The organism is Roseovarius sp. AK1035, assembly GCF_003288315.1.
Classification (GTDB): Bacteria; Pseudomonadota; Alphaproteobacteria; order Rhodobacterales; family Rhodobacteraceae; genus Roseovarius; species Roseovarius mucosus_A.
In genome coordinates, this window is record NZ_CP030099.1 from 3,889,199 (window position 1) to 3,907,284 (window position 18,086).

The 18,086-nt window shown below is 62.9% G+C and carries 15 protein-coding genes; 2 read left to right on the forward strand and 13 right to left on the reverse strand.

The features are described 5' to 3' along the window. Positions 1-38 precede the first annotated feature (38 nt). The 8 genes from pufQ to RAK1035_RS18590 all read right to left on the reverse strand — a co-directional run bounded on the left by pufQ (position 39) and on the right by RAK1035_RS18590 (position 7,505). Entirely contained in the window at positions 39-266 is a 228-nt protein-coding gene (gene pufQ / locus RAK1035_RS18560) for a cytochrome PufQ (protein WP_008280387.1), read from the reverse strand. A gap of 4 nt (positions 267-270) precedes the next feature. Next, the gene (bchZ, locus tag RAK1035_RS18565; protein WP_008280389.1) at positions 271-1,746 is read right to left on the reverse strand and encodes a chlorophyllide a reductase subunit Z; all 1,476 of its coding nucleotides are present in this window, start codon (positions 1,744-1,746) and stop codon (positions 271-273) included. Beyond that, positions 1,746-3,296 (reverse strand): chlorophyllide a reductase subunit Y, encoded by a 1,551-nt coding sequence (gene bchY / locus RAK1035_RS18570; RefSeq protein ID WP_008280390.1) that lies wholly within the window; start codon positions 3,294-3,296, stop codon positions 1,746-1,748. Before bchY ends, bchZ begins: the two co-directional genes overlap by 1 nt. Next, entirely contained in the window at positions 3,293-3,457 is a 165-nt protein-coding gene (locus tag RAK1035_RS20290; RefSeq protein ID WP_157132400.1) for a hypothetical protein, read from the reverse strand. Before RAK1035_RS20290 ends, bchY begins: the two co-directional genes overlap by 4 nt. Next, positions 3,444-4,448 (reverse strand): chlorophyllide a reductase iron protein subunit X, encoded by a 1,005-nt coding sequence (locus tag RAK1035_RS18575; protein WP_008280392.1) that lies wholly within the window; start codon positions 4,446-4,448, stop codon positions 3,444-3,446. The genes RAK1035_RS20290 and RAK1035_RS18575 overlap by 14 nt, the downstream gene beginning before the upstream one ends. Beyond that, positions 4,445-5,386: a chlorophyll synthesis pathway protein BchC gene (gene bchC / locus RAK1035_RS18580; RefSeq protein WP_037297512.1), complete on the reverse strand. Its 942-nt coding sequence runs from the start codon at positions 5,384-5,386 to the stop codon at positions 4,445-4,447. Before bchC ends, RAK1035_RS18575 begins: the two co-directional genes overlap by 4 nt. Before the next feature lie 114 nt (positions 5,387-5,500). Continuing rightward, entirely contained in the window at positions 5,501-6,634 is a 1,134-nt protein-coding gene (locus tag RAK1035_RS18585) for a methyltransferase (RefSeq protein ID WP_008280394.1), read from the reverse strand. 1 nt (position 6,635) lies between these two features. Next, positions 6,636-7,505, reverse strand: coding sequence for a polyprenyl synthetase family protein (locus RAK1035_RS18590; protein WP_081506585.1), 870 nt, complete (start codon positions 7,503-7,505; stop codon positions 6,636-6,638). Between the two features lie 93 nt (positions 7,506-7,598). Here RAK1035_RS18590 and crtD point away from each other — a divergent pair, with 93 nt between their 5' ends. Both crtD and crtC read left to right on the forward strand, forming a co-directional pair. Next, positions 7,599-9,149 (forward strand): 1-hydroxycarotenoid 3,4-desaturase CrtD, encoded by a 1,551-nt coding sequence (crtD, locus tag RAK1035_RS18595; RefSeq protein WP_008280396.1) that lies wholly within the window; start codon positions 7,599-7,601, stop codon positions 9,147-9,149. Then, positions 9,146-10,027 (forward strand): carotenoid 1,2-hydratase, encoded by an 882-nt coding sequence (gene crtC, locus RAK1035_RS18600; protein WP_037297518.1) that lies wholly within the window; start codon positions 9,146-9,148, stop codon positions 10,025-10,027. The genes crtD and crtC overlap by 4 nt, the downstream gene beginning before the upstream one ends. A gap of 24 nt (positions 10,028-10,051) precedes the next feature. On the opposite strand, the gene lpdA is transcribed toward crtC, so the two are convergent. From lpdA to RAK1035_RS18625, 5 genes are all read right to left on the reverse strand, one after another. Beyond that, positions 10,052-11,446 carry a dihydrolipoyl dehydrogenase gene (gene lpdA / locus RAK1035_RS18605; protein WP_008280398.1) on the reverse strand — a complete coding sequence of 465 codons (1,395 nt, stop codon included), beginning with the start codon at positions 11,444-11,446 and terminating at the stop codon, positions 10,052-10,054. Positions 11,447-11,581: 135 nt separating this feature from the next. Beyond that, on the reverse strand, positions 11,582-12,160 hold the full coding sequence (locus RAK1035_RS18610) for a DUF924 family protein (protein ID WP_008280399.1): 579 nt from the start codon (positions 12,158-12,160) through the stop codon (positions 11,582-11,584). A 102-nt stretch (positions 12,161-12,262) separates the two neighbouring features. After that, complete coding sequence (locus RAK1035_RS18615) at positions 12,263-13,516, reverse strand: MFS transporter (protein WP_008280400.1); 1,254 nt, start codon at positions 13,514-13,516, stop codon at positions 12,263-12,265. A 66-nt stretch (positions 13,517-13,582) separates the two neighbouring features. Next, the gene (queA, locus tag RAK1035_RS18620; protein WP_008280401.1) at positions 13,583-14,671 is read right to left on the reverse strand and encodes a tRNA preQ1(34) S-adenosylmethionine ribosyltransferase-isomerase QueA; all 1,089 of its coding nucleotides are present in this window, start codon (positions 14,669-14,671) and stop codon (positions 13,583-13,585) included. Then, positions 14,668-18,072, reverse strand: coding sequence for a YhdP family protein (locus tag RAK1035_RS18625; RefSeq protein WP_008280402.1), 3,405 nt, complete (start codon positions 18,070-18,072; stop codon positions 14,668-14,670). The genes queA and RAK1035_RS18625 overlap by 4 nt, the downstream gene beginning before the upstream one ends. Between the last annotated feature and the right edge of the window lie 14 nt (positions 18,073-18,086).

Consider the following 18,086-nt stretch of genomic DNA (forward strand, 5'->3'; position numbering starts at 1 on the left):
GCCCCATCATGGAGCAGGCAGCTCGTGATCTCGGCCTATCAGGCCGAGAAAATCAGTGGCGTTGTGCGATCCGCCTCGGCCCAGGCACGCGCCAAGGGTCCGCGCAGATCAAGCGTGCGATACTGCACCACTTCGCGCATCCAGCGCAGAGTGGCGAAGGGCAGCGCCAACGCAAAAATCAGAGCAAAATAGAGCTGAAACTCCAGACCACGGCGGCGCGCCTGACGGCTGCGCACTCGGGGCGGGTTTGATGTCATGTCAGTCATCGTCTCAGTCCTCCTCTCGAACTGGAACCCCGGTCATACGGGGGGAAATCGCTTGAACGGTTTGCAACACGACCCGTTCGTCGCCCTGCCGCAACGCCGCGTCTTCGGCGGCATCGCGCAATGTCTTGGCCGCGGAAATCCGCGTCAGTACCGGATGTTCGGCCACGATCCGCTCCAACTCGCGGGCGGCATCGGCATCCCATGGGAAATCCCGGCGCAGCGGTGTGGGCGTCGCCTGCACAGCATCCATTTCGGTGGCCAACGGCAGGATGTGAAAGAGCGCATCAAAAAGCCCGTTGCACACTTCCTGCAAAAGCCACGTTGCCCCGGCATAGCCCATCACTGGCGTTCCTGTGGCGCGCCGGATAGCCGCCCCCGGAAAGCTCATGGGCAGGAATACCGGCTGCGGGCCAAATCCGGCGCGCGTCTCGGCCAGATAGATCTTTTCGTTGATCGACCCCATCAGGATAAGCGGCCGCTTGGTATGAACCAGACTGCGCACTTCCTCGTTGTTGGTCTTCTTGCCCGCACAGCGCGCCACCGCAAAGGCGCAGGGCAGGCCAAGATCGCCCTCAAGATAAAGCCGGATACCGCGGGCATAGGTCTCGTTCGCCACGATCCCGAAATTCGCGGTGGCAAAGAAATCCTGCGTCACAGAGCGCCACAGATCCCAGACCGGCTTTAGCGTCGAATGTTTCTCACGTTCGATGAATGGTTCCGGGTCAAGCCCCAGCATCTCGCCCAGCTTGCGCAGGAACAGCGTCGTGCTCTCTACGCCAATGGGCGCTTGCAGATAGGGCTTGCCCAGAACCTCGGCCAAACCCCGGCCAAACTCGCGATACATAACGACATTGACGTCGGCGTTGACCAGATTGCGCATCTCGGCCAGATGCGCGCCCAAGGGCATCACCATATTCACCTCGGCCCCGATCCCCTCGACCAGACGCCGGATTTCGTGCAGGTCCGACGGCATGTTGAACGTGCCATACATCGGCCCAAGGATATTGACGCGGGGGGCTGCCCCCTCCTCACGCGGCTTTTCAGGGGGCATCCGCCCCTTGGTCATGCCGAATTCGGTGAAAATCCACGTCATCGCCCGATCCGCCGACTGCCATTGATCCTCGTCAATGGTGCGCGGCAAAAAGCGTTGAATATTCGTGCCTTGCGGCGTCACACCGCCGCCGATCATCTCGGCGATCGAGCCGGTCACAACCACCGCAGGCAGCGCTGGATCAAGCGTGCCCCAGGCGCGCTTCATCGCCTCTTCGGTGCCAGCCCCCATCTCGCCTTCGCCCAAGCCCGTCACCACGATGGGCAACTCATGTGGCGGCAGCGCGTCGGTGTAATGCAGCACAGAGGTCACCGGCAGGTTCTCGCAGCCCACGGGGCCGTCGATCACCACTTGCAATCCCTTGACGGCGCAGAAGGCATAGACCGCCCCCCAATACCCGCCCGCGCGATCATGATCCTGAATAAGCATCAGATCATCTCCTGCGCTTTGGCGGCACGCGCCTGCTTATCGAGCTTTTTCTGATGCTGCGCGCGGAAATCGGGGCGCAGATTTGGACTGCCTTCCCAGATACCGGCGGTGTCGCCTTCGCCCACCCCGGCAAAGAACTCGCGCATGCTGTCCATACGGGCCTTGTTGCCCATGGCCGCATTGACCACCTCGGCCAGGCTTCCCGCCCCCGCCGGGCCCATCAAGGGCCGCGCCGAGATAAGATTGGTGAAATAAAGCGATGGAATGCCCTTGGCCTTGGCCTTTTGCACAACGGGCGTTGTGCCAATCGCCAAATCAGGCTGAACCGCTTCCATCGCCGCGCAGTCATCTTCCAGCGAGGCGCGGAATTTGACCTTGACGCCCTTGGACACCAGCCATTCGGCATCCGCCGCCGACCACGGTGTTTTGGGGCAGGCCGTGCCGACATAAGGCACATGCGCTCCGCTTTCGATCAACAACCGCGCCACCAGCAATTCGCTGCCTTCATAACCCGAAAGGGTGATCGTGCCCTTGATCGGCGCATTGGCCAAAGCACCTTTGATCGCGGGCAAAAAGGCGTTCTGCGCCGCCGCAACCTTCTCTGACGAGAGACCAAAGGCATCGCCAATACCCGCCAACCACGCGGCGGTGCCATCATGGCCCACCGGTGCCGAACCCACGATGGGGCGGCCTGCGGCCTCGAATTCGCGGATTGCAGCGGTATAGAACGGATGGATCGCCGCCACCGCGCCGCAATCCAGCGCGGCATAAAGCTCGCGCCATTCGCGGCAGGGCACGACCGGCCCGGCGGCAAGGCCCATGGGCGCCAGCATCGCGCCGATCATCATCGGGTCTGCCGGAAACATCTCGCCCAGCAATGTCACGGTCGGGCGATCAGACTTGCCACCCGCAGGGGCCGCAACTGGCCCCGCCATCACTTCTTTGCGGGCGTAATTCAGCATCGCCCCCGCCAACACATCCTTGGCCTCGGCATGGGTCGGGATACCGAACCCGGGCACATCAATGCCCACAATCCGCACACCGTTGATTTCACTGGGCAACAGGCGCAGCGGCACGCCGCTTGCCGTCGGCACACAGAGGTTGGTCACGACAATGGCATCGAACCGCTCCGGATCAGCCATTTCATGCACGCTCTCGCGGATGTCTTCGAATAGCTTGCCGGTAACAAGTGTCTCGGAATTGAACGGCACATAGCCCACCGAGCGGCGCGCGCCGTAGAAATGCGACACGAAAGTCAGACCATAGACGCAGCAGGCCGAGCCAGACAGCACCGTCGCCACCCGCTTCATCCGCAGGCCCACACGCAAACTGCCAAAGGCCGGGCACATGCTCTGCGGCTGGTCATGCGGCCCTTTGGGATAATCGCGGGCATATTGATCCAGCAATTCCGATTGCCCCGCCAGACGCGCAGCCTTTTCCATCTCTGCCCCGGAATGGCAGCCACCCGCCAGGTCAGGCGCGGTCTCAACGGCGGTGCCGGTGATCACGCGGGCCTCTGCGGCCCCGTCATATGTGACTTCATCGCTCATGACACCCGCCTTTGGGGGGATGCGTGCTCATCCCGGTTGGTCATCTGCTGGACGGCCTGAATATCGGCCAAAAGGCGGCGCAATTGATCGGGGCGCGCGCGCGCCAGCAGGCGCTGCACCTCGGCCAATGTCTCGCGGCGGGGTTCCTCACGCATCGTCATAAACCACCTCCAAAGAGGCTTTGGGCGCTGCATATTTGCCGCGCATATCCTCATCTGTCGCCGGTTCCAGCACATAGTCGCCGCCCGTGTCCTTGCTGTCGAACAGTGCCAAAAGCCCGTCCTGATCCAGCGGATTGGGTCGCACCGGCGGCGCAACAGAGACCGCATCGGCCAGCTCGGCAAATAGATCGCCCCACTGGCTCGCCGCCGTGCCAACGATCTGATAATTCGCGGATTTCTTGCGCAGATCGTCATCCTGCGGGATCGCGGCCAGCACCGGGATATTCACCGATTTGGCAAAGGCTTGTGCCTCGCCAGAGTGGTCATCCTTGTTGATGACCAAACCCGCCACACCAACATTGCCACCCAATTTGCGGAAGTATTCCACCGCCGAGCAGACATTGTTCGCCACATAAAGTGACTGCAGATCGTTTGACGCCACCAGAATGACCTTTTGCGCCATGTCCCGCGCAATCGGCAAACCAAACCCGCCACACACCACGTCACCAAGGAAATCCAACAAGACATAGTCGAAATCCCAGTCATGGAACCCGAGCTTTTCCAGAAGCTCAAACCCGTGAATGATCCCGCGTCCGCCACAGCCCCGGCCCACTTCTGGACCGCCCAATTCCATCGCGAACACGCCGCCGCGCTTGAAACAAACATCGCCGATCTTGACTGGCTCGCCCGCCAGATTCTTGCGGGTCGAAGTCTCGATGATCGTGGGGCACGCTTTGCCGCCAAAAAGCAGGCTCGTGGTATCGGATTTCGGATCGCACCCGATCAGCAACACGCGCTTGCCCATCTCGGCCATCATGTGGCTCAGATTGGCCAGCGTAAAGGATTTGCCGATGCCGCCCTTGCCGTAAATCGCGATGATCTGCGTCTTGGACTTGGGTTCGCCTTGCGGAATTTCGAGGGTGGGCTCTTCATGCGCCTCGTCGCGCAGCCGCTGGTCGAAATCCTTGAGATTCGGTACTTCGTCCTTCATGCCGCGTCCTTCCAGTTGAGTATCATTTTCAGGCAATCGGGATCGCTGAACGCGGTCCGATAGGCCTGCGGCGCGGCATTTGCCGATGCCTGATGTGTGATCAGCCCACTCAGGCTAAGCACACCCGATTCGACGAGCGCGCGGGTCGCGGTCAGGTCGTCATGGACCCATTCCGCCGCAACGCGCAGCCGCGCTTCCTTCATGAACGCCATGGGAAAGGCAAAGCTGAGCGCCTGGGGATAGAACCCTGCCAGCACCACCTCGCCACCCTTGGCCAGACGCCCGATCAGCGTATTCAGGATCGCGGGATCGCCCGAGGCATCGTAAATCGCGCGGTAGTCGCGGCGCGTGTCCGTATCGGGATGGATCACCGAATAGCCCTGCGCCCCGGTGCTGCGCCCCGCCTGCGTTTCCCAGACGGTCGGCGCAGGTGCGCCCGCCGCAATGGTCAACCGCGCCAACAAGCGCCCCAGAACGCCGTGCCCTACGATGAGGTCCGGCACTGCCTTGTCCAGCCCTGCCATCGCATGCCGCGCCGTCGCCGCCAGCGCCAAAAGCGCGCCCTCGGCCCCGAAACCCGCATCGATTCGGCACACCCGCGACGCCTTGGTCACAAGCCGCGCAGAGGCACCACCAAAGAGACCAAAGGCCCCCTCGTAGCAATCAGCACCGGGCACGAACACATGATCGCCGGGCTTATAACCGGTGCCGGGTGCGGCCTCGACCACCTCACCGGCGGCCTCGTAACCGGGCACCAGCGGATAGCCCATACCGGGAAACGGCGGCATCTGACCGGACCAGAACAGTTTTTCCGTGCCGGTGGAAATGCCCGAATGGGTCACGTCAACCACCAGATCTCCGGCCCCCGGCGCTTTGAGCGTCAGGCTATCAACCGAGAGGTCTTCTGGTCCTCTGAGATGAACGGCGCGGGTTTCGATGGTGGCCTCCTGTCCGTTGTCTGACACTGTCAGATTTTGGATTCCCCTTGCCTGTAAGTGTAACGGGACAGGCCAAAGTGTCAACTCTTCTTTACACTGTCAGAATTATTTTCGTCAGCCGTTCTTTACACAGCTCAGAGCACTGGTAACGAAGGGGCGCGGGCTGCGCGGGATGCGAATGTCCGCAAACCCCGCCGCGCGGCACAGCTCGGCAATACGCGCCGCAGAGCGCGCGCGCCCAGTGCCCATCGCCATGGTATAAAAGGCAAAATAGACGTCACCCGCCCGCTCGGGGCTGGCACCACCGGCCATCGGTTCTGCCACAATCAGCCGCCCACCGGGGGGCAAGGCAGCATGCACCTTGGCCAAAAGCGCCGTCACCGTGGCGTCGTCATGGTCATAAAGAACCCGGATGAGCGAGATGGTATCAGCCCCCTCAGGCAACGGATCACTGCGAAAAGAGCCTGGAAAAAGTGTCAACCGCCCAGTTAGACCAGCCTGTGTCAATCGCCCCTGCGCCGCAGGAATAACCTCTGGCAGATCAAAAAGGCTGAGCCGCAGATCGGGATAGCGGGCGGCAACCGCAGCCAGAAACGCCCCGCTCCCGCCACCAATATCCAGCAGATGCCTACTATCGCGAAAGGGCACCATCCGCAGCACATCCTGCGCCACAAGCCCCTGAGACTGCGCCATAAGATCGGAATAGCGCCGCGCGACCTCTGGCTCCATCTCGGCCGCTGCGCCAAACACATAGGGCCAGAACCGCGCCAATTCCGTGTCGCCCTGCCCGCGCAACAGCGCCACAGGATCGGCCATATCGGCGTAAAAGGCGCTGTGGTGACGAATCATCGCCTCCAGCCCCGGCACCCCGAGAATCGCCGCGCCCTTGCGAGCCAGCGCAAAACGCCCGTCGCGACGCCGCTTGAAAAGCCCCAAGGCTGCCCCCGCCTGAAGCAGAATCGCCATGCGGTCTTCGGCCATGCCGGCCCGTCGAGCAAGGACAGTTGGTGCCTCCGGCCCGTCGGCCAGATGATGCAATAGATCCAGCTCAACGATCGCTGAGAGCACCTGCGATTGCACGAAGCCTTGAACAATATCGAAAATCTCGGCCCCGTCGCGCCGCGCAATGCCGCGCGTCAGGGGAAAGCCGCTGGCCCACTTCTGAAAGCGCGGATTGGCGATCAGCCGTGTCACCCAACCACCGCGCCGCCGCTCTCGGCGCTCGGGCAAATCGCCCGCCACGGTCATGTCAGGCCCGCATGCGCGCAGGCAGCACCGAGATAATGCGTTCGGCCTGCATCTGCACCATCTTGGCCAGCCGCGCCTCGCCGGGACAGGACGGAATCGACGAAATCGCCCCTGCCAGAATATCCTTGAGCCGCGTCACAGCCCCGGCCACACCCAATTCCGATACGGCATTGGGCCGCCCGTGCAGATCATCCTGCCCCACCGGCTTGCCCAAGGTTTCGGCATCCAAAAGCGCATCGCGCAGATCATCCGCCACCTGAAACGCGGCGCCAATGCGCGCGCCCAGCTCATACCACGGCTCGGGCTCGTGCCCCGCCGCGATGGCCCCCATCTGCGTGGCGGCAATAAAGAGCGCGCCGGTCTTGGAACGGTGATAGGCCTCCAGATCAACGGTCGGCTCACTCTCCCAGCCCTGCCCGGCACAAATGCCGTTTGGCATGCCACTGCGCCGCGCCAGCGCCAGAATCAGCGCATTGGCGCGCGCCGCATCGCACTCTGCCACTCGGGCAAGAATTTCAAACGACATGATGATAAGCGCATCACCCGCCAGCACCGCCAGCGGTTCGGAATAGGCGCGATGCACCGAAGGCTTGCCGCGCCGCAAATCGGCATCATCGAAACACGGCAAATCGTCATGCACAAGGCTTGCACAATGCATGATTTCCAGCGCGGCAGCGGCGGCATCGCTCAATTCAGGGCGATCATCGCCGCAGGCCAGCGCCACAGACATGAGAATCGTCGGACGTATGCGCGCGCCGCCGGGGCTGGTGGAATAATCGAGGGCATCCGCCAATCGGGCCGGGGTCTGCCCCGCCTGCCCCCGCGCAATCGCCTGCGCTATGGCCGCTTCAATGCGGGTCTCAATGGGCATGGCCGCTCCTTTTTCGAGGGATGTATCATTATTCTGACACACCATGTGTAAATCATACTGGACACATTGCTCGCGCGAGTCAACAATCGCGTTATGAAATCAGACACGCCCCCTCTGAAAACGCGCGACAGGGTTGTGATTGTCGGCGCCGGGATCGCGGGGCTGGCTGCGGCGCTGCGCCTTGCGCATGCGGGGCTTGCCGTCACCGTGCTGGAACGCCACGCAGGCCCCGGCGGCAAAATGCGTGCCCTGCCCTCGGATGCGGGGCCCGTCGATGCCGGACCCACCGTTCTGACGATGCGGGCGGTGTTCGACGCGCTCTTTGCCAGTGTCGGCGCGCGTCTTGAGGATCACATTGACCTCGTACGCCAAGACGTCCTCGCCCGGCATTTCTGGCCCGATGGCAGCCGCCTAGACCTTTTCGCCGACGAAACCCGCAGCCGCGCCGCGATCCATGATTTCGCGGGCAACAAAGCCGCCCGGCAGTTCACACAGTTTTGCGCCCGTGCCCGTCGCCTCTTTTCCGCCTTCGACGCACCGATGATGCAGGCGGCATCACCCTCTGCACTGGCCCTCGCGGCAACTGTCGCCCGACAACCGGCCCTGCTTCACGCCATGTCCCCACTCTCAACCCTGGCACAAAGCCTTGCGCGCCAGTTTGATGATCCTCGCCTGAGACAGCTCTTTGGCCGCTATGCCACCTATGTCGGCGGCTCGCCCTACCAATCCCCCGCCCTTCTGTCGCTCATCTGGCAGGCCGAGGCCGCTGGCGTTTGGGTGGTGCGGGGCGGCATGCACCGCCTTGCGCAAAGCCTCGAGGCGCTGGCCCGCGCCCATGGCGCAGATTTTCACTACGGCGCTCATGTCGCGCGGATCGAGACCGAGGGCGCACAGGTCCGCGGTGTTACCCTTGGCGATGGCACGCGGCTTGCGGCGGATTACATCGTGTTCAACGGCGATCCGCGCGCCCTTGCCCTTGGTGCTCTCGGGCCCGCCACAACCTCGGTTGCCTCCCAAACTCTGAAACTGCCACGCAGCCTGTCGGCGCAGGTCTGGGCCTTTGCCGCCACGCCCTCGGGCCTTGATCTGGCACATCACAACGTGTTCTTCGCCACGGATGCCCGCAGCGAATTCGATGATTTGAACGCCGGGCGCTGCCCGCGCGACCCTACGATCTATATCTGCGCACAGGATCGTGGCCTCTCGGAACACCCGCCCCACCGCGAGCGGTTCGAGATCATTCTCAACGCGCCACCACTCGATGGCCTCACCCAAACAGCCGAGGATTTCGCCTCATGTCACACCCGAACCTTTCAGACCCTCGCGGGTTTTGGCCTGCGCTTCAGTCCCTTGCCGGGCGAGGGAGCGCTGACGACACCGGCGCGCTTCGACCGGATGTTTCCCGCCTCTCTCGGATCGCTCTACGGGCAGAGCCCGCACGGCATGACGGCGGGCCTGAAACGGCCCACGGCGCGCACACCGATCCGGGGGCTCTACCTCGTGGGGGGCGGGGCCCATCCGGGGGCGGGGGTGCCGATGGCCACGCTCTCCGCCCGGCACGCGGCAGAGGCGATCTTGAGCGACCGAACTTTGACCTCGACGTGCCCTCAAACGGCTACGCCTGGTGGTATATCGACGGCCTGAGCGATGATGGCGGGCGCGCCGTCAGCGTGATTGCCTTCATCGGTTCGGTATTCTCGCCGTGGTATGCATGGTCAGGCCGCCGCAACCCGGCCAATCACGTCTGCATCAACGTCGCCACCTACGGCCCCGGTGGCCGCTTTACCATGACCGACCGGGGCACATCGGCCCTGCGCCAGAGCCGCGATTGCCTGACCGTTGGCCCTTCCTCGATGCGCTGGGAAGATGGCCGCCTGATCATCGAGATCAATGAAATCTCCTCGCCCCCTCTCATTTCGCGCGTGCGCGGGCGCATCACCGTGACCCCAACGGCGCTCACACAAGTGGAACTCCCGCTCACCCCCGAGGGCACCCATATCTGGCGGCCCTTTGGCCCCACTTCGACGATCGAGGTCGATCTCGACGCGCCCGGTTGGCAATGGACGGGCCATGGCTATTTCGATGCCAATTTCGGCACCCGCGCGCTGGAACAGGATTTCAGATATTGGACATGGGGGCGCTACCCGGTGCGGGGCGGCTCAACCTGCTTTTATGACGCGGTGCGGATGGATGGCTCATCGCTCGCTGCGGCGGTGCATTTCGATGCAGACGGGCAAGCACAGACCATCCCCCTGCCGCCCAAAGCCAAGATGCGCCGCAGTCTCTGGCAGGTGGCGCGCGATACCCGCGCCGATGCCGGGTATCAGCCACATCAGGTGAAACCCATGCTCGACGCGCCGTTTTACAGCCGCTCAGCGGTCAAAACTCAGCTCGATGGCGAAGAAACCGTGGGCGTGCATGAGGCGCTCGACCTTACCCGCTTTCGCATGGGCCTGCTCAAGCCCATGCTCGCGGTGCGCGTGCCCCGCCGTGCGCGGTGGCATTTCAACGACGCGCCCTGATCCGGGCGCGTCAGCGTTACTGCTTTAGATGTGGATCACCCGATCATAGGCATCGAGCACACTTTCATGCATCATCTCGCTTAGCGTGGGATGCGGGAAGACCGTGTTCATCAGGTCTTCTTCGGTGGTCTCCAACTGACGGCCCACCACATAGCCTTGGATCAATTCCGTCACCTCGGCACCCACCATATGCGCGCCCAAAAGCTCGCCCGTCTTGGCATCGAACACCGTCTTGATCATGCCCTCCGGCTCGCCCAGCGCAATCGCCTTGCCATTGCCGATGAACGGGAAACGGCCCACTTTGACAGCATAGCCCTTTTCCTTGGCCTTGGCTTCCGTCAGGCCAACGCTCGCCACCTGCGGATGGCAATAGGTGCAGCCCGCGATGCTCTCGGGTTTCACCGGATGCGGATGCCCGCCTGCGATCAATTCGGCGACCATAACGCCCTCATGGCTGGCCTTGTGCGCCAGCCACGGCGCGCCCGCGATATCGCCGATGGCATAAAGGCCCTCTACCCCGGTGCGGCAATACTCATCCGTCACCACATGGGTGCGGTCAATCTTGACGCCCAACGCCTCTAGGCCCAGCCCCTCGACATTGCCGACAATACCCACAGCGGAAATCACCGTATCAAATTCGTGCTTTTCAACCTTGCCGCCCATCTCGATATGCGCGGTCACGGTGCCCTTGCCCCGGTCCAATTGCTTGACCATGGCCTTTTCCATGATCTTCATCTTTTGCTTGGTAAACGCCTTTTTGGCGAAGGCAGAGATCTCGGCATCCTCCACCGGCAGAATACGGTCCATCACCTCGACCACTGTCGTATCAGCACCCAAGGTATTGTAGAAACTGGCAAACTCGATCCCGATGGCCCCCGACCCAATCACCAAAAGCTTTTTGGGCATGCGGGATGGCACCAGCGCGTGCTTATAGGTCCACACCAAATCACCGTCGGCCTCTAGCCCCGGCAATTCACGGGCCCGCGCGCCAGTGGCCAGAATGATGTGCTTGGCCTCCAGCTCTTCGACGCCCTTCTCGGTCTTGACGCTGACCTTGCCCTTGGCGGGCAAACTCGCAGCCCCCATCACCACCGTGACCTTGTTCTTCTTCATCAGATGCGCGACGCCGCCGCTCAACTGCTTGGCCACCCCCCGCGAACGTTTGACCACCGCATCAAGATCATAGCCGATCCCCTCGGCCTTCAGGCCAAACTCCTTGGCGCGGTGCATCAGGTGAAACACCTCGGACGAGCGCAGCATCGCCTTGGTTGGGATACAGCCCCAGTTCAGGCAAATGCCGCCCATATGCTCGCGCTCGACAATCGCCACCTTGAGGCCCAGTTGCGCGCCCCGGATTGCGGCCACATAGCCGCCCGGACCCGCCCCGATTACAATCATATCATAGGTAGTCGACGCCATGTGGCCCTCCGTTTCCAAATTTAGTTTGCCATTAAACTATTTTACACCAAATCGCAACGCGACATGATTGACCGATTGAACAAACAATCGCCCCGCGCGTTTTTCCAACAATTCGGAACACAGTAAAAGGGCAGATCACGCCGCCTGCATGATCCGCCGCAAGGTGCCGCCATAGCCACCCTCAGACTCGAACGCCCGTTCAGACGCCGTGGATGGCCGCGCCAACGCGGCATTGCGATAGGGAAAACGACCAAACTGCCGGATCACCTCGCGATGCGCCCGCGCATGCGTCAGGTTCTCGGCCCCGTGCTCGGGCATACGCTCGCACATGAGGCGCACACAGCGTTCCTGATCACAGAGGTTTTCGGAATGCATGAGCGGCAGGTAAAAGAACTGCCGCGCCGGTTCGTCGACCCGCATATCCCATCCGCGGTTGATGGCCGCCTTGCCCGCCGCCAGCGCCTGTTGGTCGGTGGCAAAGGCCCGCGCGTCATCCCGGAACATATTGCGCGGAAACTGATCGGTCAGGATCACATAGGCCAGCATGCCATTGGGATAGGTCAGCCAAAGACCGCACGCCCCCTCTCGGGCATTCTCCCATGCCGCCAAGAACCGCTCCCGCACTTCGGCATCCAGCGCCTCGGATGTCTTGTACCACCCCGCCGGTCCGACCTCATCAAGCCAGAACCGCAGCACGTCGTCGGGTGTGACCATAGGGGGACTCCTCAATATCCTATGACGTTTTTAAGACGGTAACGGGATTTTAGCCCGTTCCACAGTAACATAATGCTACAGAAAGGATATAATTTCCCGATTTCAATCCTCTTTCGCCTCTTGCGCGCTCTCAATGGCATATTCTTGCGCAAATTCTACCGCCATCGGCGAAGAAGACGGCGAAACCGGCATATACCGGTCGGTTTCGCGCACCGTCGGGGCTTTGCGCTGCGTCATCCGATAGATGGCATAGGCCACCATCGCAAACATCAGTATCGCGATATATAGAAAATAGCCCCCCGGCCCCATCACCCCCATCATCCAGCCGACCATCAGCGGTCCGGCAATCGCCCCCAAGCCGTTGATGAACACCATGCCACCGGCCGCCGCCGCCATATCCTCATGCGCGAGAAAGTCGTTGGTGTAGGCAATCAAGAGCGAATAAAGCGGGTTCGACGTGCCCCCGACGATAAAGGCCGCCAGCATCAGAAACCAGAAATTGTCCCCCAGCAGCATACCGACCACCGCGCCGATACCCGTGCCCAGCGATACCGCCGCAATCAGCTTGCGCCGGTCCATCCGGTCAGACAGCCACCCAAGCGGATATTGCGCCACCACCGCAGCCACGTAAAACGACGCGACAAAGGCCGAGATTTGCCCCACGCTCAGCCCCGCTTCGGCACCATAGACCGCCGCCATCCCGAATTGCGCCGCAAAGACCCCCCCGGTCAGCAGCATCCCGACACAGCCCAGAGGCGAGATTTTCATGATCTGCCTAAGCGAGAGCGGCTTGGTCGTGCCAAATGCAGGTGTCGGGCTGACCGACAGCAGAATGGGCGCAAAGGCCAGCGACACCAGAACCGACGGGATGACGAACAGAACATAGCCCGACGGGTCCGCCAGCACCATCAACCCCTGCGCCGACACGATGCCGATCATCTGCACGATCATATAGAGCGACAGCGCCTTGCCGCGCGTGGCATTGGTTGCGGAATTGTTCAGCCAGCTTTCGGCGGTCACATAAACGCCAGAAAAGCAGAATCCGATCAACACCCGCCCAATCGACCAAGCCCAAGGCTCTGTAATCGTGGGATAAAGGATCAGAACCGCCGAAATCATCGAGCCAAGGGCCGCAAAGACCCGCACATGCCCGACCCGGCGGATCATATCCGGCGCCATCCGCGACCCAAACAGAAAGCCCACGAAATAAGACGACATGACCACCGACATCTCGTAGGTCGAAAACCCTTCAAGAGCGCCCCGAACCCCCAGAAGCGTGCCCTGCATGCCATTGCCAACCTGCAACAACATCATGCCCAGCAAGAGGGCCCACGCCCCCGACAGCACCTGAAACATCGCGCTCTCCTTATTCTTCGGGACCAGCCTAACAGATGCACGACGGTGCGGCACCCCAAAGACGACTTACTCTGTCCCTTGCGCGCCCCGCCTGTCAGCCTTTGCCGCAGGGATCAAGAGCGACGCATCCCCATAAGAGAAAAAGCGATAGCGCGCCGCCACCGCATGGGCATAGATCCGCCGGATCGTATCCTGCCCCATCAGCGCGGACACCAGCATCATCAATGTCGATTTCGGCAGGTGAAAATTGGTCATCAAAGCATCCGCAACGCGGAACTCAAAACCGGGATAGATGAAAATATCCGTATCCCCTGACCAGGCCGCGATTTCGCCAGTGGCCCGCGCCGCCGTCTCGATCAATCGCAGCGCGGTGGTGCCCACCGGAATGATGCGCCCGCCCGCCGCGCGCGTCGCGGCCATCTCGGCGGCAGCCTTGGCACTGACTTCGCCCCATTCGGCATGCATCCGGTGGGTGGTCACATCCTCGACCTTGACCGGCAAAAACGTCCCCGCCCCCACATGCAGCGTGACATGGCTAAACCCCACGCCCAGCGCCGCCAGTTCCGCAAGCAGCGCCTCATCAAAGTGCAACGAGGCCGTCGGCGCCGCCACCGCCCCCGGTGCCCGCGCCCAAACAGTCTGATAATCCACCTTGTCCTGTTCATCCGCAGGTCGGCGCGCGGCGATATAGGGCGGCAGCGGCATTGCCCCCGCCTCTGCCAGCGCCGCATCGAAATCGTCGCCCACAAGGTTGAACCGCAGCCGCCCCTGCCCCTCTTCCTTGGCCAAAAGCACCGCCGAGAGCCGCTCGGAAAACACGATTTCCTCGCCCTCGCTCACCTTTTTCAACGGCTTGATCAGCGCACCCCAGCTGCCATCCGCCCCCGGCTCCAGCAGCGTGACCTCGATCTTCGCCGCCGTGTCCCCTTGCGCGCCCGACCGATGGCGCAAACCCGACAGCCGCGCCGGGATCACCCGCGTGTCATTCAGGACCAACCGATCACCGGGCCGCAGCCAGCGCCCCAGATCAGCCACCCCCGCATCGGTGATCCCCTCACCCTCGGCCACCAGCAACCGCGCCGCACGTCGGGGCCTTGCGGGGCGCGTGGCAATCAGCGCCTCCGGCAGGTCAAAATCAAAATCCGATAGCTTCATCTGTCCTGTCTTCGGTGAATGTCCTGCGCCTCGCGCTCTTGCGGCTTTTCGACCTGACCCGAGGTGGCTGCCCGCCCCGTGCCCACCGTGGGCGCAGGCCGCCGGAACATCTCGCGCAGGAATCCCGGCGCAAGCGCTGACAACGGATTGACCGACACCGCCGGGTCCGAAGATGGCCCCTTGAGCGTATAGTTCATCCCGATAAGCCCCTCACCGGGCCGGGTAAAGGCCTCTCCGATGCCATTGAGCAGATAGACGGGCGAGACCACGCCTTGCATATCCATCTGCTTCTCGGCCAGACCATAATAGCCATCCATCGAAATTCCGACCGAGGCCCCCACCGCACTGCCCTCCAACAGGATCAGCCGCTCCGGCGTCAGCCGAAACCGCGCATCGACCCGACCAAAATGCAGCCCCTGCCCATAGAACTGCTCCAAAAGCCCAACCACACTGACCGTATTCAGCAGCGCCGCCAGCGCCGGGGCCTCCTTTATGCGAACCTGATCAATGCCCAATACCCCGTCATAGCTCCCGGGTTCCGGCGCGGGCGTCAGCACCAGTTCCAGCGCCCCCTCGCGGGCTTGCCGCAACAACCCCGCCGCCTTGAGAACGCCACCGGCATCGTCAGATCTGATCCGAAAGGCACTGCGCGCCCCCACCGGCACCACCTGCCCGCTGATTGGCGCGATATCGTTCAAAAGCCCCGTAAAGCTCCCACTCGCGCCGCCCGTGGTATCCAGATCGGCGCTAAACCTGGTCAACGCCAACCCTTCCGAGATTTGCAACCGCTCCAACCGCAAGGCAATCGGCACCCCACCGCCGCCGCCGCCGTCACGCGCGCCAGTGCCCGCACCGCCCAGCGATGTCTGCCGCAGATCAACCGTTCCGCCCGTCACCTCGATACGCGGTGCGACGCCCACCCCACGCCCGACCAGCGCCACCGGCGCATCAAGCCATCCGCCCAGCGTGACCCGGCTGAACTCGGCCCGGTCCAGCCCACCGCCTGCGTTCAGGCTTACCCGCCCGCGCGCCTCTAACCCGGCACCGCTCAGGCCCAGCGCCGTGATCTCGGGCACAGAACCCAGACGGCCCGTCACATCCAGCCGCCCAAGCTGTGCCTCGCCCAATGCCCAATCCAGTTGCGGCAACCGCAAACCGACACCCGCCAGATCGGAACTCAGCGCAAACTCCGGCGCCTGTCCCTTGGCAAAGCCGATTTCCATCACCCCCTGCCCGGCCCCCGTCACACTGCCCGGCGGCAGCCCGATCTTGAACTCCTCCAGAAACCGCTGCGACAGCTCGATTTGCCCGCGCACGCGGCTTTCGCCTTGCGGGTTGCCACCAATCGCGATGCTCCAACTGCCCCGAACCGGCACGTCGCCAACCTGCGCCGCGCCGCCAATCTCCAAACCTGTGTTACTCGCCTCGATCTCCAGCGTCTCCGCCGCAAGCCGCCGCCCCTTGAGCAGCGTGTCACTTTGCACCGCACTCAATGTGCCGGTCACGTCAAAGGCCACCTCTTCCGCCGTCAGTTGCTTTTTCAAGAGGAACACCAACTGCCCCCCCAACTCGGCTTGCCCCTCGGCGACCGTCACCGGCTGCCCGGCCTTTTGCAAAAACCGGAAGGGCGGCGAATCAAGCAGCGACAGCGCCGCCGTGATCGTGCTTCGGCTTTGCAGCATAACCTCAGCCGGGCTTTCCTTGACGCGCACATCCGGGATGATGAAACTGGTCCCCGCAACATTCAGGAACCCGCCCTCTTCCGCCTCGACATGCCCGCGCTCGGCATGAATGACAAAGCGATGGTCATAAAGCGACGCCCGCCCAGAGGCCCCGGAAAGGGCCGGCACGTCACGGATATAGACCGTCTCCAGATCCGCGAAATCAAACCCAATGTAGAATTCGGGCCGATGGTTTGGCCGCAACTGCAAGGCCAGTTGGATATCTCGCAGATCCGCTGTCTTTACGTTCTGATCAATCCAGTTACGGGTATTGGCCAGCGCCGCACGTGGCCAGAGCGCCATCAGACGTTCTGGGGCCAGCCCGTCCATTTCCCCCTCAAACGAGATATCCCACCCCGCCTCGCTGCCCCGCGCTTCGCCACGCGCCCGCAGATACTGACCCTGATCGCTCAGGGTCAACGCGCCTAGGGTCAGCACGAATGGATCAAGCCGCAATCGCAGCGCCACCTGCGCCTCTTCTAACCGGATCGGTTCGGGATAAAGATCGGCGGGGTCCGCGACCACATCGCTCACCCGGATCTGTGCCTGCAATTCGCGCGGCCACCCGGCCTCCATCCCCACCAGCCGCGCCGTGCCCTCGGCCCGCGCCTGCCCCCAGGCGCTATCGACCGACAATTCGGTAAACCGGATTTCCTGCACCATGGGATCATAGGTGAAATAGCTACGTGCCGAGCGAAACTTGATCGGGGCCGTGGCGGCTGTAGGCTGAAGCACACCGGCCCCAATCTGCAACGTGGCGTTGAGCGGGCCCAGCCGCCCCTCGGCGTCCACCTCCGCCCGCAGCGCCCCGGAAATCGGCGCTTGCAACGCCCCCAGCCACGCCAGCGCCGGCGACTGTCCGGCAATGTCACCTGCCGGCATATCCTCAAAAGTAGCGCCAAACTCTGCCACCTTGCTGCCAATCCGGCCCGTGTAGTTCACCGCCAGCGTTGTCGCATAATCGCGCGCCCCCAAAAGCGCCACATCGCCCCGCAAGGTCAGATCATCGCCTGCGCGCGTCAACTCCAACCGCCCGCCATCCGCACTCCAGGCGCGGCCCGCGCGCGCATCCTCATAGCGCAGCGTCAGGTTATCCGCCGTCACACGGGACAGCGCATCCAGTTGTGGTCGGGCAAAGAGCGCATCCATCTGCTCGTTGAATGTCCCGTTCTGCCCCGTGCCCTCGAACATGATCGCGAACTCGCCCGACGCCATCCGCCGCAGCCCCAAACGCGCCCCCGACAGATGCACCGCCTTGGGCTGCACCTCGCCGCGCAAAAGCGGCGCGGGCGCCACCGTGACCGCAAGCGATCCCAGCGTGACCAGCGGCACCCCGTCCAGATTGGCCAGCACCACATCGCGCAGCGCCACACGCGGCACCAGATCCTCACCCACCACCAAAGACATCTCGCCAAAACGAAGGGCATACCCCGGCACGCTTGCATCAATCCGCGTGGCGATGCGTTCCTGCAACCAACCGGGCGCGCGCAGGCTTGCGCCAATGCTCATCGCCACACCAAGGCCCAGAACCACAACCAGCACCGCGCAGGAAAAGAAAAACTGCATCACATGCCGCAGCGCACGCCGACCCTGACGCCGCGTGCGGGGGCGCGCGGTCGGGTTTGCGACAGGCTCTGACGTTTCCGCCGCGCCCTGCTCTTGTGTCGGCTGCGTGCTCATCCTATCCGTTCGGG

What these genes read in the sequence shown, in the direction of transcription:
- pufQ (WP_008280387.1), bottom strand. Translation starts at nt 266, where the DNA reads ATGACTGACATGACATCAAACCCGCCCCGAGTGCGCAGCCGTCAGGCG.
- bchZ (WP_008280389.1), bottom strand. Translation starts at nt 1,746, where the DNA reads ATGCTTATTCAGGATCATGATCGCGCGGGCGGGTATTGGGGGGCGGTC.
- bchY (WP_008280390.1), bottom strand. Translation starts at nt 3,296, where the DNA reads ATGAGCGATGAAGTCACATATGACGGGGCCGCAGAGGCCCGCGTGATC.
- RAK1035_RS20290 (WP_157132400.1), bottom strand. Translation starts at nt 3,457, where the DNA reads ATGACGATGCGTGAGGAACCCCGCCGCGAGACATTGGCCGAGGTGCAG.
- RAK1035_RS18575 (WP_008280392.1), bottom strand. Translation starts at nt 4,448, where the DNA reads ATGAAGGACGAAGTACCGAATCTCAAGGATTTCGACCAGCGGCTGCGC.
- RAK1035_RS18585 (WP_008280394.1), bottom strand. Translation starts at nt 6,634, where the DNA reads ATGACCGTGGCGGGCGATTTGCCCGAGCGCCGAGAGCGGCGGCGCGGT.
- RAK1035_RS18590 (WP_081506585.1), bottom strand. Translation starts at nt 7,505, where the DNA reads ATGCCCATTGAGACCCGCATTGAAGCGGCCATAGCGCAGGCGATTGCG.
- crtD (WP_008280396.1), top strand. Translation starts at nt 7,599, where the DNA reads ATGAAATCAGACACGCCCCCTCTGAAAACGCGCGACAGGGTTGTGATT.
- lpdA (WP_008280398.1), bottom strand. Translation starts at nt 11,446, where the DNA reads ATGGCGTCGACTACCTATGATATGATTGTAATCGGGGCGGGTCCGGGC.
- RAK1035_RS18610 (WP_008280399.1), bottom strand. Translation starts at nt 12,160, where the DNA reads ATGGTCACACCCGACGACGTGCTGCGGTTCTGGCTTGATGAGGTCGGA.
- RAK1035_RS18615 (WP_008280400.1), bottom strand. Translation starts at nt 13,516, where the DNA reads ATGTTTCAGGTGCTGTCGGGGGCGTGGGCCCTCTTGCTGGGCATGATG.
- queA (WP_008280401.1), bottom strand. Translation starts at nt 14,671, where the DNA reads ATGAAGCTATCGGATTTTGATTTTGACCTGCCGGAGGCGCTGATTGCC.
- RAK1035_RS18625 (WP_008280402.1), bottom strand. Translation starts at nt 18,072, where the DNA reads ATGAGCACGCAGCCGACACAAGAGCAGGGCGCGGCGGAAACGTCAGAG.